We start from the raw sequence: 16,681 nt of genomic DNA, 5'->3' as shown, positions 1-16,681 counted from the left end.
GCGGCTGCGGCACCGGCCTTGGCTCAGGCTGCGGTTTCGCCTCGGGCTGCGGCTGCTCCACAGGCCGCGGCTGCTCCGTCGAACCAGCACCCAACCCCGAATACGGCGCCCGCGGCCGATCACCCACCACCGGCGACTCCGACGCCGCCGGACGAACAGGCTCCTTACCCTTCTCCGATCGCCCGGGCTTCGACGACCCCGCCTCAGGCTTCGACTGTTCCGGCTCCGACTGCGGCCTCGCCTCAGGCCGCGGCGTCGGCGCGGACTGCGGTTTCTCCTCAGGCCGCGGCTTGACCTCGGGCTGCGACTGCGGCTGCGGCGCAGGCCTTGGCTCAGGCCGCGGCTTCGCCTCAGGTCGTGGTCGCTCCTTCGCCCCAGCGCCCGGCCCGGACGTCGAACCCGATGGTGGCGAAGACCCCGGCAAATCGCCGGACCCGGACGAATGCTGCTCCTCGACATCGGCAACCTCAACGCGCCGCGGCCCAGGACGAACGGGCTTCTTGCCCTTCTCCGATCGCTCGGGCTTCGACGACCCCGCCTCAGGCTTCGACTGTTCCGGCTCCGACTGCGGCCTCGCCTCAGGCCGCGGCGTCGGCGCGGACTGCGGTTTCGCCTCACGCCGCGGCTTCACCTCGGACTGCGGCTGCTCCACAGGCCGCGGCTGCTCCGTCGCACCAGCACCCAACCCCGAATACGGCGCCCGCGGCCTATCACCCACCACCGGCGACTCCGACGACAGCGGCTCCGGCTCCGGCTGTTCCTGCGGCTCCGGTCGCACCGGCGGCTCCGGCCGCACCGGCGGCTCTGGTGTTTCCGGTCGCACCGGCGACTCCGGCCGTTCCGGCCGCACCTGCGGCTGCGGCGGCTCCGGTTCATGCTGCAACCGCTCAGCTCGCGCGATCCGGCTCAACTCGACATCGTTGAACCTGGTGTACCTGTTGTCGAGCGTGGTAAGCGGATAGCTCCACACTTTCTTGTCGATGGAAAAAAGGTAACCGAGTACTCCGTCCGGAGCCCTGCGCGATTGCGCGACCCGCTGGTACGTCACCCAGCCCTGGTTGTCCGGGACACCGAGGCGGTCGTCCCTGCTCACCCGGACGCCGTTCCAGCCGGTGTGCACCACGGCGCGATTCGCCTTCAGACCACCAGGCGGCTTCGTGATCATCAACTTGGTCAGATGACTGGCATAGTCCTTGACAAGTGACTTCGACCCCGAATCGGCACCGGAGACGACGAGGAGCACCGCGGGCGGATAGTCGGGGGATCCCACCCGGTCGGACAGCCTCCCATACGCCTTCCTGAAAGCTTCGAAGCCGTACGTGATCCGCGCGGCCGACTCCGCGTCGAAGTAACCCGTCCTTTGCTCATAGGAATCCCACACCTTGAACTTTTTTCCGTCCGAGTCAAGATGCAGAAAGGTCACGATCACATCGTCGGACGGAATAGGTACCATTCCCAAACGGGTAGCCGATTTGGCCGACGCCGCACTGACCGACTCCCCAGGTGCGGTACGGACGACTCGCCCCTCCCGCTGCAATTCCTCCGCAATGCTCCTCAGCTGCTGGTTCGGCTCTTCCTTCGACCGCACTTCGACACCGGCAGTGCCGCGGTCGTCGTCCGAGTACACGAAGAACCGCCCGGACAAGGTGCTCGGGTCGAGCTTTACCTTGCGCCCCTTGCGGTCCACGCCGACAACAGAATCCGAGCCGCCATGCAGTTCCCGGCGATATTCCGGACCGTCCTCCCGCCACTGACGCAACGCCGGAAATCGCGAGTTGTATCGCGGATCGTATCGCTTACCTCGTTCCAGTTTCGCGATCCGCACGTCCTGGTGACGAACGCTCAGATCCGCCATCCCCGACTCGTCGCCGAGTTCCTCCGGCACCGGCTGCATGTCCAGGAAATCGATAGCGTCTTCCGTGCGCTTGTGGACGTTGTAGATGTGCCGTTTCCCGTCGGCTCCCCGGAAGGAAACCAGGGCCTGGTCACCAGGCTTGAACTCGCCCCTGATGTGCTCGGCGACCGCGGTGAAGTCCTTGAACGATTGGGTGAATTCGCTGTCGATCAGGTGCTCGACCTGCGCCCCCGTCAGCGGTGCGCCCGGCATTGCCCAGAACACGTGCCCGAACTCGATCGCGTTCGCCGTCTGGACAGCCACCGCCGGACAGTTCGTCATCCGGCCCGCGAGCTCCTGGCGGGAATCGACCGGGAGCGGCTTGTTCACCTCCAGCGCCGAGTCGTAGTGCACCACGGCGTAACGCCGGGCGTCCATCGGATCGACGAACGCGTCCTTGGAGATCGCGTCACCCTGCCGCCAACCGTCCCGGAACACCGGACGATCCAGGTCTTCCGATGCGGCGAACTCGAGGCCGTGGTCGCGCAGCTTTTCCCACGCCTGGTAAATCCACTGGTCCTGCGACAGCAGGAGGCGATCCCGCTGGGCGGTCTCCCACCGCGAGTATTCGGTGCGCCGCGAATCCCACGGCTCGCCGGGCATCAACGGACGCCGCTGGGTGGACCGGACGAAGGCGGCGACATCCAGTGGGTCGTCCCTCACCTCCGGCGCGACGCCGGGGTTCACCGGCCTGGCATCCGGATCCAGGTCCCGCAGATCCTCCCGGTCCAGCCCCTTGCCCGCAGACGACGTCGAGGACCGCCTCGACCGATCACCAGCACCCGCCACTGACTCCGCATCGGAATCCGAACGATCCGAATTCGTACCCGAGCGATCTGATTCAGCCGCGGAATCAGAATCAGAATCACGCGCAGCACTACCGGCCTGATCTTCGTCACCCGATTCCCTGGCCCCGCCGAGCGGCTGCTGTTCGAGGTACTCGAGCTCGTCGTCGTCGAACCTGGTCTCCCGCCGGACGTTCACGATAAACGGATGACCTGAGTCACTGTTCGGATTGAACAGTTTTCGAGCGCCGTCCGCGACCTTTTTCAGGCCTGAGCGATCTTCGGCGACCCGCGCGTAGGTCACCCAGCCACGGTTGTCCGGAACACCGAGATAGTGATCCGTGCTGGCCCGGACCATCGCACGCCGATCCGTGTACACCGCGGCACGGTTGACCTTCTTGTGGGTGACCGGCTTCGCGATCATCAACTTGGTCAACTGCCGCGCGAACTCCTCGACGAACGACGGTGCCAGCGACCGGCCGTCACGCACCATCAACACCACGCCCGGCGGATTGTCCGCCGAAACGTAAAGCCTCCGGTAAGCGGACGCGAAAGCTTTCGAGGCGTGCACGATCTGCGCGGCGGACTTGGCGTGGACAAACCTCGTCTTGGCGTGGTGCCCGTCCCGCTCCACCCGCACCCGGACCTTGTTCGCGGCCTGGCCCTCCTTCGGGTGCAGCCGCAGCACGATCACCTCACGAGACGGCAGCGACACCAGCCTGAGCCGATCCTCCAGCCTGGCTGCCTCGCCGACCGACTCACCGGGCGCGGTCCGGACAACACCCCCTGACTCCTGCAGCCTGGCGACGATCTTCTCCAGATCGCCGCCCCTGCCCTTTGCCCCCACGTCCAGCCCCGCGGTGCCACGGCTCCGCTCGGCGAAGACAGCGGTCTTCTCCACCCGAACCCGGCGGGGATCGAACATCCTCACCGCACCCCTGCGATCCTTCCCCGTCACCTCCGCCGGGCCGCCGGCATGCAATTCGCGCAGGTAGGCCGGCCCCGGAACGGGCCGCCGCGGTGTCGGCTCCGCATACGGCGGCCGGTATTCCTTGCCCCTCTTCAGTTTCGCGATCCGCACGTCCTCGTGAGCCGCACGCAGACGAGCCATGCCCGTCTCGTCGCCGAGTTCTTCCGGTACTCGCGTCATGTCCAGGTAGTCGACATGGTCTTCAGTGCGCTTGTGGACGTTGTAGAGATGCCGCATCCCGTCGGCTCCCCGGAAGGAAAGCAGTCCCTGGTCGCCCGGCTTGAACGCGCCCCGAACGTACTCGTCGGCCGCCTTGAAATCCTTGAACGGTTCGTCGAACTCCACGCGGCTCTGGTGTTCGATCTGCGCGCCCGTCAGCGGGGCACTCGGCTCTGCCTCGAACTCGCGCCCGAACTCGATCGCATTCGCCGTCTGGACGGCCACCGCCGGACAGTTCGTCTCACGGCCCCGGAGGTCCTGGTGGGTCTCATCCGGCTGCGGCCTGTTCACCTCCAGCGCCGAGTCGTAGTGCACGACGGCGTAACGCCGGGCGTCCACCGGGTTGACGAACGCGTCCTCGGAGATCGCGTCACCGTGCCGCCAACCGTCCCGGAACGCGGGCCGATCCAGCACTTCCGGCGCGGCGAACCCGAGGCCGTGGTCGCGCAGCTTTTCCCACACCTGGGACATCGGCTGGTCCTGCGACAGCAGGAGGCGCTCCCGCTGTCCGGTCTCCCACCGCGAGTACTCGCTCCTCAGCGATTTCAGCCACTTGGCTCGTCCCCGCGGTGTGGGCGTCAGGTCGGGCCGGCGGGTGGACGCGATGAAGCTGGCGACGTCCCGCGGATCGCGCTGCACCCCGTGCGCCGCATCGAGCAGGTCCTCCGGGCGCATCCCCAGCGTGTTGGCAAGTTTCGGCAAGTCGGCAGGGACGCGGTGGGGTGCCCGGCTCACGTCGAGGATCGTCGCCGCGTGCTCGCCACCCATCTTTTCGACCAGGCCGGTGAAGTCACGAGCATCGAACCAGTCCTCGGCGCGAAGATCCCGCGTCTCCCCGAGGATCCGATCGACGTCCCGCGTCGGCACGCCGAGGTCCCGCATCAGCCACGCCTGGGCGTTGTGCGCCCATTCACCCTGGACGAGATCGCGTGACCACGAAGCATCCTGCTTCAGCAGCCGCTCGAACGCCCGCTCCAGGTCCGCATGCGCGGATGTGCCGTTCGCCAGGAACCGATCGAGGGTGCTCCGGTCCCAGCCGAGTCCCTTGACGAGAGTTGGCGCTACTTCATGGGTGAACCGGTTCGCCGCCTCCTCGAACCGGGGCGAATCCACCCGGTCGCCGTTCAACTCCACCATCAGGCGCTTCAGCGGCGCCAGCGCCCGCGGCGTGAGCCCGGTCTCCGCGCCCAACCGCAGCAGGACTCCCGCCTCGACCCCGGTTTCGTCCGCGATCTCCCGCAGTTCGTCCGGCAACCGGTCGAGCTTCCGGCTCCACTCACGCAACGACCCGAAATGATGCCGGGGATCAAGGCCGGCGTCGTTCAACAGCCGGAGAGGACGCTCATAACGGTCCTCGCTGAACCACGGCACGTCACGGGCATCGGCGGCGATGTCACCGTCGTCCAGCCCCAGAGCACGCTCGACCGGCCGGGGGACCGGCGGCAGGTAGACCTCGTTCGAGGGCAGCACAAGGACATGGAACTGCTGGGTATCCGGCCCGAAACGGGCCATGTCATTGGCGGGTCCGTCCGGAACCGCCGCCCTTCCTGCGCTGTCCCTCGTGATCAGTCCCGCGTGCCACGGAGACGAGCCGTCTCCCGCGATCAGCAAAATCTCGGCGCCACCCTCGGGCACGAGCCGGACAGCGGCATCGTTCACCTCCGAGGGGGTGCGGTAGGGCCCTTCCACACGCCCGCCCGTCGCCGCGACAAGCTCTTCCGCCGTGTTCCCGCCACTCGGCTTGGCCCGGAACACCGTTCCCGGATGGTGGTGAGTGTTCCGCGCCATCACCGCGGTCTGAATGCAGTTCAGTTCTCGGCCGAAGGTCTCCATCGCCGATTCGGTCACGCCGGGCTCCGGCTTGTTCACCTGCGCCAAGTCGCCGTGGTTTTCGATGAAGTGCCGCTTGGACTCCGCCGGGGTGGCGAAGCTGCCGAAGAAGATCAGATCACCGGTGCCGACGTTGCCCCTGCCCGCGCCAAGAGTCTGTCCCTGGACGAGACCGGCGCCGGGCCCGCCGTGGAAGGTCTGCCCCGCCAAGCCAGGCGCCATGTTCCGCATCCGCCAGAGCTGGGCATTGCCTGCCCACTCGCGCAAACCGCTGGTCCAGGAGGGATCCCGCCGTAACAGCCGATCGAAGGCCGCGTCCAGTCCCGGGTGTACGGCGTACCCGCTCTCCAGGAACCGGTCGAAGGTGTCCCGATTCCAGCGAAGGCCCTGGATCAATTCGGGCAGCACATGGTCTCGAATCCATTTCGCACGGTGAGCGATCTGGGGTGAATGTCCCGGCTCTCCGTTGAAGGGGGCCAGCAGACGACGGAACGGAGCCAGCTTCCCTGGGGCGAATCCCGTCTCCGCGCCCGCCCGGACCAGAACCTTCGGGTGCAGTCCGTTCTCACGCGCCACACTCGGCAACTCTTCCGGGAAGCGGTTGAGCTGCTTGCTCAACGCACGCAGATCCTTGAAATACGCCTTTGGACTCAGACCTAATTGGTACAACCACCTGAACGCATCGCCGTAACCGAACCACTGCATGTTATGACTGTCGTCGGCAATGTCATCGTCAGTCAGCCCAAGGCCGTCTTCAACTCGCCGATACGGCGCCGAATAGACCTTGCCGCGCCGCAACGCCACAACATAGTAAGCCTTGTCCTTATTGGACGCGTTGTACATTTCGCGGGCATGAACGTCTGCAAGCCGCGGTGTTCCGCCACCGTCCAGATGCCCCATAACCGTATGCGACTGATCGACTCGTTCAATCAGAACGGCCACATGGTCACCATTGCTCGCCAAGGACCTGAGAGCTTCTTCAACCTGCACAAGTTCCCGGAATGGCCCTACTACCGGTTCCGCTACGGCATGGACAAATTCCGCCATGTTGGTCCCACCGCTGGGCTCGGCACGGAACAAGGTTCCCGGATTATTACGCATATTGGCCGACTGAATTGTGACGGGACTACAGTTATAGCCTCGACCCAGGATTTGCAGTGCCGACTCATGCACGCCGGCTTCCGGCTGGTTCACAAACTTCAAGTCGCCATAGTTTTCGGCGAAGAATCGCTTGTTGTCCGCTGGGGCGGCAAAGCTGTTGCCTGTGATCATGCGACCGTGCTGATAGTCGTCCGCGAACCGCGACTCCCCGGCACCGACCGAGACCGGGCTCCACGCATCGGTTCCGCCGTCGAAGTCGACCGGCCGTGATTCCGGATCCCGGTAGTAGGCGTCGACCAGTTCATCGGGGTCGGAGATCCGCTCCCGGTTGGCGAGGTCCACAAGCTCCGCCGGCTGCAGCCCCAGGTCACGCGATGCCTGCAACAACCCCTGCGGGGTCAGGGTATCCGGGCGCAGTCGCTTCGCCGCGCCGATAACGTCGGGGACCGTCTCCAGGCTTTCACTCAGCCCCAGAAGATTCTCGGCGTGTTCGCGGCCCAGCTCGTCCCGCTGGCGATTGTACTTCGCCTGGTCGAACCAGTCCTCCTTCGCCAATTCCCGCTCCCAGGCCCAGCGACGCGCCTCCTCGGTCACTGTGCGCAGGCCGCGCTCGGTCAGCTGTTCGCGCGACGGTCCGAATTCGCCCAAGAACCGGTATACCGCATCATCGTCCGGGGCGTGCATCATGTCGGACAGTTCCCTGACCGTGCGCGAGATTCGGTAGGCCACCCGCTCGACACCTCTGTCCGGATCATCGAGTTCGTGGAGCAGTGGCCGGAATCCGCGAAGCTGCTCGAGGGTGGCGTGCCGGTCGACCGCCAAACCGTACAGCTTCCGCGCGTCACGTACCCCGAACTTCCGCGCGAACTCCGGCGCCTCCGCCAGCTGGTCGATCGGCTGACGGTAGTCACGCAGCTTCGGGTACTCGGTCTTGGGGTCGAGGCCGACCTTGTTCGACACCAGCACTGTCTGGGCCAGGAGGCCGGGCCGGTCCCGCAGGTCGGCACGGACGTCGTCCGGGCTCACGCCCGTCTGGCCGGCCCACCAATCGTTCAGCCACAGGTTCGCTTCGCGCGCGCGTTGTTCGGCCGAAACGACCGATCGGCTGTGCGCCCAGAACAGCCAGTCACGCATCCACGCGTGATCACCGCTGTAGCGCTCGATGTAATCAGGCAAGTGCCCGATGAGTTCGGACGGCGTCGGCCTCTCTTCGCCCTCCCTCTGCGACGAGGCCAGCAGAGCGAACGCATCGGACAACCAGGTCGTGCGGCGCGGATCCACGTTGAAGTCGCGGAACATCTCGAACAACTGGCGCGGTGTGTACAGGTCGGCGATTCCCAGTTGGTGCGCGCGCTGCAGGAGATCGGTCGGCAGCCGGTCGATCTTCTCGCTGAACTCCACCAGCTCCGCAGGCGTCACGTCCAGCCGATCAGCCAGCTTGGTGACCGCGTCCACGTCGAACCACGGGGTCCTGAGCAGCACGGTGGTGAAGTAGTCCGGCCTGACGTCGAACTTCCTGGCCAGTTTGGCGGATTCCTTGCCGTCGTAGTCCCTGCGCGGCATCAGTGCGCGGATCTCGTCGCCGGGCCGTGCCACGAACGTCGGCTGGTCCGAATGCTCACTCTGTCCCGCGTTGGGGTCCCCCTCAGCGTACGTGGGCGGCTGGTCCGATGACGTCCACTGCAGGGCCTCCCGCACCAGTGCCCGGCCATCCCCGACGCGGACAGCACTGGCCAGCGGCACAATCTGGTCATAGGCCGCGGCCAGCCGCTGCGCCGCGGCAAGGCGACGGATCCGATCGAAGGAAGCGATCTCCGCGGCGATTTCGACGTTCTGCGCGAGTCCATCGAGATCCTCGGCGCCCCGGCCCCCGACCTCGTCCGCCAACTGGCGTTCGATGGCGTGGATCTGCTCGAAGCCGACGTCGCCCATGGCACCGAACTCGAGCATGGCGCGCTCGGCGTCATCGGTGGGCAGCCCCTCGGCCAAATCCTCGATCGACACGTGGTCACGGAGGTGAGCGGTCACCCGCTCGTCCACCGGCGACTCGGGGCGCTGTTCGAGGAACTCCGCGACCAACCGGGTGGTGTGCTTGGAATACCACCGGGAATCGGCAGGGAGCAGCGCGAAGAGGTCCAACGCCGGGAAGCCCAGCCTGCTGCTCAACGCGGTGTAACGCGGCGGTGAGATATCGGCACCGTCCAACCGCCGGTTGAACTCCCGCACGATGGTGTCGGCGTCGAGGCCACCGCGGCTGATCTCCCACAGGTCTTCCTTGAAGATCGCCAGGTCCGCCAGCGACCCCAGCCCGAGGCCTTCGGCCACCGCCCGCATCACGGCAGGCTGCGGCGGCAGCCCGACGAGGTCTGCAAGAGCGCGGGCGTCACGGTTCTTCTCGGCATTTACGGCAACCCGTAGCCGGTTCAGCCTGGAAGCGAGGTAGTCCGCAGGCAGCTCGTGCAGCAGCTCGAGAGGTACCATCCCGTCGGCCCTCGACGTCAGGTGCTTCAGGTCGGCCGGTCCCCACTTCAGCCGGTGGGTCAGGCCGAGAAGGTAGCCGATGTCGTCGTTGGTGCGCACACCGTACGGACGCAGCTCGGGCCGCAGCTTCTCGACCAGCGCGGCACCGCTCAGCGATCCGGCCTCCGGGTCGCGAGCCAGCGTGGCCAGGTGCTCACGCAGTACCGGAAGGTGGCTCGCGTCGACGCCCAGCGTTCGCACCAGGCGGTACAGCGGTTTGGCGTTGGGCAGGCCGACCTTCTCGGCGAGTTTCGGCAGTGCGCGCAGCCCGTCCAGCGCCTGGCGCGGGTCGTCCGCGGCCAGCACCAGCCGGACCAGCGGTTTCGCTTTAGGATCGCCGAACTGCTTGGCCAGCTCGTCCAGCTTCCCTGGCGCGGCGGCCAGCCCGGCCTTCTCCAGCTGACGGAACTCATGCTCGCTGATGTCGAGTTTGCGCGAGTGCCGCTTCACCTCCTCCTTGGAGTACGCGGCTTCGTAACGCGGCGCCTGCGCACCGGAGCGGATCGGCAACCGGCTCGGTCGCGACGACTTGCTGCTCGATCCGTGCCGTCCGTCCGACCCGGATCCGGCGTGCGGTTCCTTCGCGAACTGGGCTTCGTGGTAGGAATCCTCACCCCGATTCCACGCCGCGAGCTTGTCCTTCAGCCCACCGAACTTGCTGCGACTGCCCGGCGGCGAATAGGTCTTGCCGGACTCGAACGGCGCGAACCACAGGTCCGCGGCCTGGGCGTTCGACATGTCGACGACGACGGGCTTGGTGGAGGCATTCCCCTCGCTCCTGGCCGAGGCATCGATGTAACGAACCCCGCTGTCGGGGAGCCGCACGGCGAGAAGCGGGTGCCGATACTCGTTACCGGGGAACCGAGCCGACACGAACGCCATCGGCGTTACGGCACTATTGCCCTGCTTGGCCGCGTCCCTGGACAACGCCCGATCGAGGTGCTCGGTGAAATCACCGAAGAAACTCGGGTACGGGCCCCGGAGACGTCGCTGCATCGCCCGCACGACATCGGCACCCGTCACCGGACCACCCGGCTCCGCCCGATGCAAACGGCCCGTCCGGAGCGTGTTCGCCGCCTGGATGTTCACCGCGACGCAGTTCGTCAACCGACCGTCCGGGGCACCCCGCTCACCCGGAACCGGCTCGTTCACCTTCTCGATCGCGGCGAGAATCGGCGCGAGATCCTCTTGCGCGTGCCCGGCGCGACCCAAGTCGCTCACCACAGGAGTGAACTCCCGAGCCGTAATGCGCGGGTCCACCTCCGCGAAGCCGGCCAGCTCCGGGAAGTGCCGAGTACGCGCGGTCTCGGGCATCCTGCGTTCTGTCCGACGTTCCGGAGCCTTCGCGCGTTCCGGCGTCGGCGTGCTTTCGGTTCCTGTCCTCCTGTCGACGGCCGGGCCGGACGACGTGTCCGTGCCGGGCAAAAGGCCACGGAAGTCCGACGGCTGGTGGTGCTTCATGAACGACGACAGCGAACGCGCATTATGCGGTTCGATCGGGAGGAATCGAAGATCGGAGAAGTTCGACAGGTCGACCATGTCCCGGGTGGACAAATCCGCGTAACGAACCACATCGCCGGAAGGCCGTTCACCACGGGCACGCCGGTCGGCGAGGAACACCCGCCACTGCCCGTCATCGGAACGACCGAGCACCAGCACCTCTTCCGGCTGTCCCGCCCCGCGGAAGCCGGCCTCGAGATTCTCGTTGAGGTGAGACGCCCCGAGCCGCATCCTCGCGCTGTGGGCCACCTGCCGCGCCACCCGGTCCCTGGCCTCAGCGCCCATCGGCTCGATCGAGCGCTCGCGGTCCCCGAAATTCTCCTGGTAGTACCGCTTCGATTCCTCCGGAGCACGGAACGCACGCGCCGTCACCGGAGAGCCACGGCGCGGCACATACCCGTCCTTGAACCCGTCGAAGACACGGGCCGAATCACTCGGTCCGGTCCCGGCGTGCATTTCCCGCAGGAACGGGTCATCATCCGCGGCGAACTGATCGGTTCGCCGCGCCCCAGCGGCCTCGGCTTCGCCCGCCCACGGTGGCTCGTACGTCGATCGGCGATCGAACGGCGCGAACCGAAGATCCTCGACCCCGGACAGGTCCCGGATATGGATGCGACCGGTCTCATCCGCGTCCACATAGACCATCGCCCCGCCGGCCAGCTTGACAGCGGTGTAGGTGTGCCGCCACCCAGGCCGCACCCGGCCCGACACCAGAGCCACCCCCTCGGCGGGCAACTCCCGCTCGACGGCCGCGTTGAACTCGTCGAAGCCCCGGAAACGCCGGTGGAGGTGCTCCCCTCCCATGATCTCCACGACCCGGGCACCGCTCACCGGGCCAACCGGCTCCGCCCGATGCAACCTGCCCGACAGACGGGTGTTCGCCATCTGGACAGTCACCGCGACACAGTCCTCCGAGCGCCCGGCGCCGGCCCACTCACCCGGTATCGGCCTGTTCACCCCCTGGAGATCACCGAGGAACCGGCCGACGAACCGCTGCTCGTCCTGCGGAGTACGGAAACTCCCCTGTCCCACCGGCCGGTCCGGACCCGGCTCGTACCCGGACCGGAACCCATCGAACGCGGATGCGGCGCCGTGTCCGGCCGGGCGCGGGGTGCCGGACGGCTCCGGCCAGGCCTCACCTCGCGCGGCGGACAGCACGTCCTGATCGGGCAGCTGGTCCAGATCGGGGAAACTCCGGCCCGCTTTCCGCAGGTTCCTGTCCACGGTCCACAGCTGGAGGCCTTCCTCCGCGGTCCACAGCCGGAAACGCGCCCTCGGCTTCAGCCGCTTCTGCTGGAACGCCTTCCACTGGGGCAGCAGGTCCCGCGCCACGTCGTACAGCTCGGCCTTCCGGTCCGCCAGCCCCCAGGGCCCTCGGTGCGTCCGCGCGTAGTTCTCGACAAAGACGCGGACCTCGCGCGGATCGCTGTTCGTCTCGAGGGCCAGGCGCAGGAGTTCGGCTGTGGGAAGTAGCCGCGACAACCGGGAATCGTGCAGCTGCCGAAGCTTGGGCACCCGTTGTTGTTGCTCGCTCACCCGCAGGATCAGCCCGGCGTGCTCCGAGCCGAGGTGGTCCCGAAGGGTGTGGTAATCGCGCTCGTTGAACCATCCCTCGTTCCACACCTGAGCAAGCAGGCGCAGAGCCTCGGCTTGCGCGGGGCCGACGTTCTCCTCTTCCCAGCGGCGGGCCTCCCTGGTCAGCCATTCGCTGTCGTTCAGTTCTTCGGGTTTGGGCTGGCGCACGGCCAGGAAGTTGTAGACATCCCGTTTGCCGGTGCTCTCCGGCACCCAGTTCAGTTCCTGCCGAATCTCCTCCACGCGGTCGTCGATGTTCCGGCGGACATTGTCGGCGTCCTGCCCGAACCCGAGCGTGTTCACCAAGGGGCGGAACGAAGGCAGCACGAGCGGATGCGCCGGCAGGCTCTCGGCCAGTTCCAGCAGAACCCTCGATTCATCCTCCATGCCGAGCTGCTTCGCCACCTGCTCGACGCCGTCGATCGCCACGCCGGCCTCCAGGCTCGCCCGGTAGATCTCCTGGAACCGGGTGCGGTACTCGTCCGCGTCGTAGTGGTCGCGAACCAGCTTGGCGATCGCCTCGGGGTCGACGTGCGGGAACCCGGCCATGCCCATCGAGAACCCGAGGCCCACCCGGTCGCTCATGCCGAGTTCGTCGGCCCACCAGTGGGCAAGCCACAGATCGCCTTCCCGCGGGTGCCCTGGCGATCGTCCCTGATCGACGCGGCTGAGCGTCCACAACAGCCGCTCCGTGGTCAGGTGCTCTTCGAGCTCGTCGAGACGACGCGAATGAACTTGGCCATTCAGACGGTTGACCAGTACACGGGTGGCCGCGGCCGCGCGGTTGTGGACCGCGGTGGCCAGCTCCGCCGTTCCCAGGGCGTCATCGACCGGCCGCAGGCCCAGCCGGTCGAACACGGGGCGCAGAATCACCAGATCCCGCGGGTCGACACCGGAACGACCGGTCCCGAGAGCCACCTCGACGAGCTCGCGCGCGGGGACACCGAGCCGGTGCGCGATCTGCGGCAGGTCAACGGGAATCCGGCCGATCGCCGCGCTCAGCCCGATCAGCTCGGGCACGGGAACACCGGTCTTCCCGGACAGCCGGACCAACGCATCCGGGTCGAACCACGACTGCTGGTTGTACTTGACGAATTCCGATCGGGAGATACCCAGCCGGGCGGCCGGCTTGTCAGCCTCGCGCGGAGCGTAGTCATTGCGCGGAAGCTCGGCCAGGATTCCCCGGCCGGGACGCGGAGCAAACGGCTTGAGCTCCTCACCGTACGACGGCAGCTTCGGCAGCTCGGCGGAAAAGACGTCCTCAACGGTGTCACCGAAGAAATCGTTGTCCAGCAGATACGGGCCGGTCCGCGGGAAGTTGTCCAGCGCGCTGCGCCGTTCCTGCGCACTGCGCGACGTGAGGTAGTCGCGGAACATCCGGGCATGGGCGCCGCTCGTGGAATTGGCGAGCCCGTCCCCGGTCAACCTCTTCGTGAACTGACCGATCAGCCGGCCGAAGTGCCGCGATTGCAGTGCGGCAAGGTCCTCGAACCGCAGGCCGAGCCGGGTACTCAGCCGCACCAAGGCATCGCTGTCGATGTCCCGATCGGCCAGCCGGGCCCTCAGCTCGTCGACGATCCGCGCCGCCCGCTCCTCGGGACGCGCGGCCACGTCCTGCTCGTGACCAGCCGCGAAGTCATCGTGGATGGCGGCGAAGTCATCGTGCAGAGCGACCAGATCAGGCACGTTCCTGACGTTCAGCTTCGCCGCGACAGCCTCGAGCACCTTGCCGTCGGGCAGACCCGCCAGGCGCGCCAGTTCGTCGCGAACCGCCGCCTTGCCGGCATCGGACCGCCGCTCTTCGAACTCGGCAGCGAGACGCTCGGCGTCACGCAGCCGGGTAAGGCCGTTCTTCACGAATTCGGTAGGCAGGTCGTGCAGCAGGTCCAGCGGAACATCGCGTCTGGTGAGGTACGAGCCGATCCAGGGAATCCCTTCACTGCCCCAGCCCAGCACGTCGGACAGCGCGATCAGCTGGTTCAGCTCGTTTTCACCGTGCAAGCCCAGGTCACGCAGGCGATCACGCAGGCCCTGCTCCAGCTCCGCACCGGTCACCCGATCCGCGGCCGCCGCGTCCGGGACCAGTTCACGAAGGTGGTCCGCCAGGAATTCCAGCCGCTCCGGACTTTCCGCGATCCGATCGGCAAGCCGGAGCACCGGCATTTCGCTGGGCAACCCCATGGCCTCGGCGGATTCCCTGGCCTGTTCGAAGATGGCGCCGGGCGGCCGCTCGAGCAAAGTGGACAGCCGGACGAAAAGACCGGCAGGAACCCCCACCGCCCCGGCAAGCGCGAAGACTTCCTTCGGACTGGTGCCCAAGCCGAGGTCGGTGAACCTCTTGAACTCCTCCTCACGCACGCCCAGTTCGGCGGCGTGCCGGGCGATCTCCTCCTTGGAGTAGGTCTTGGTGGAACCCGACTGCGAGCGATCGCCACTCATGTCCTGCTGGACACGCTCCACCTGGTCGCGACCGCTGTCGCTGTCAGGGCCGCCTCGGGTGCGGCGAACACCGTATATCTCGGCCAGTTCACGCGCCAGCTTGCCGGCCGCGGGTTCGCCCCCGACAGCCAGGCGGTGCAGTACGACGTCGTGAATCTCGCGCAGCAGCGTGTTCAACCTGGCCCCCGGCCCCGAGGCCGAGTGCCGCGGGTTCAGCGGCGGCCGGATTTCGGCACTGAGGATCGCACGCGCGGACCGCATTTGCTCGTCGGTCGCCTTACCGCGGTCGGCCCACCTCGTCGCGGCTTCGACCAGCTGCGCCCAGTGCCGCTCCCAAGCCCGGTCCTGCGGCACGAACAACTCCTCCGAACTCGGCCCGGTTCCGGCGTGCATCTCCCGCGGGAACGGGTCATCCGCGGCGAACTGATCGTCTCGACCCGCCCCGACGGCCGCATCGTCGCCCGCCCGCGGCGGCACATACGTCGATCGGGAATCGAACGGTGCGAACCGCAGATCCCGAACCCCGGAAAAGTCGGCGATGTCCTTGCCATGCACGTCCGCGTAGACCGCCGCGCCACCGTCCGACTTGACGGCGAGGTAGGCGTGCCGCCGCCCATTCGCCAATCGACCCGACACCAGAGCCATCCCCCGAGAGCCCAACTCCCGCTCGACAGCCTCGTTGAACTCGCCGAAGCCAGGGAAACGCTGCCCGAGGTGATCCGCTCCCATCGTCTGCACGACCCGGGCACCACTCACCGGACCACCCGGCTCCGCCCGATGCAGCACACCCGACAAACGGGTATTCGCCGCCTGAACAGTCACATCGACACAGTTCTCCAACCGCCCACCAGAGCCACCCCGCTCACCCAGCACCGGCTCGTTCACCCGCGCCAAGTCACCGAACTGCTCGTCGTAGAACCGCGCCCGATCCTCCGGAGTCACGAAACTCCCGGACACCACCGGCCGCCCCGGACCCGGCTCGTGCCCAGGCCGGAACCCCGTGGACTCGGAGACCGCGCGGACCGGTTGCGGGAATTCGCCGGTCCGCGCGGCGGAGATCGCATCCTGATCGGACAGCTGATCCAGATCGGGGAACCGGCGGCCCGCTTCCCGCAAGCTGTCGTGCACTTCCCACAGCGGGAGCCCGTCGAGCTCCAGCCGTTCCTTCTGGTACGCCAGCCACTGTGGCAACCTCTCCCGCACCGCCTCGTACGCCGAGCGCTTCTGGTCCACCAGGCCCCAGGGCTCTCGGTGCGCCACCGCGTAATCCTCGACGTATACGCGGGCCTCGCGCGGATCACTGTTCGTTTCGGCCGCCACGCGCAGGAGTTCTACTGTGGACAGCAGCCGGGGCTGGTACACCTCGTGGAGTTTCGGCACCCGGCGTTGCTGCTCGCTCACCCGCAGGATCAACGCATCATGCTCCGGGCCGAGGCGCTCCGTAATGGTTTGGTAGTCGTTCTTGTCGAACCACCCCTCGTTCCCGATCCGGGCGTACCGGCGCCGGGCCTCGGTTCGTTCGGGGCCGAACTTCTCCTCTTCCCAGCGGCTGGCCTCCCTGGTCAGCCAGTTGTCGTCGGCAAGCTGTTCGGGCGTGGGCCGGCGGTCGGCGATGAAGTCGTAGACATCCTTCTTACCGGCGGTCGCCGGGACCCAGTTGAGCTTCCGCCGGTAATCCTCCATGCGGCTGTCGATGTCCTGAAGAACATCGAAGGGGTCCCAGTTGAACTTCAGCTTGCTCACCAGATGGCGGAACGAAGGCAGTACCTGCGGATGAGCCGGGAGGTTTTCGGCCAGTTCCAGCAGAACGGTCTGCTTGTCCTCCATGCCGAGCTGCTTCGCCACCTC

General features: G+C 67.1%; 1 pseudogene (running past one end of the window). It reads right to left on the bottom strand.

The annotated features are described in order from the left end of the window. A pseudogene (locus ACFW0G_RS14330) lies at positions 1–16,681 on the bottom strand (hypothetical protein) (its annotated part continues 33,078 nt past the right edge of the window); the annotation flags it as partial.

The sequence above is a fragment of the Amycolatopsis sp. NPDC058986 genome (assembly GCF_042741125.1).
In the GTDB taxonomy this organism is placed as follows: Bacteria; Actinomycetota; Actinomycetes; order Mycobacteriales; family Pseudonocardiaceae; genus Amycolatopsis.
The sequence above is the reverse complement of the archived record's forward strand: the minus strand, read 5'-3'. Positions and strand labels throughout refer to the sequence as shown.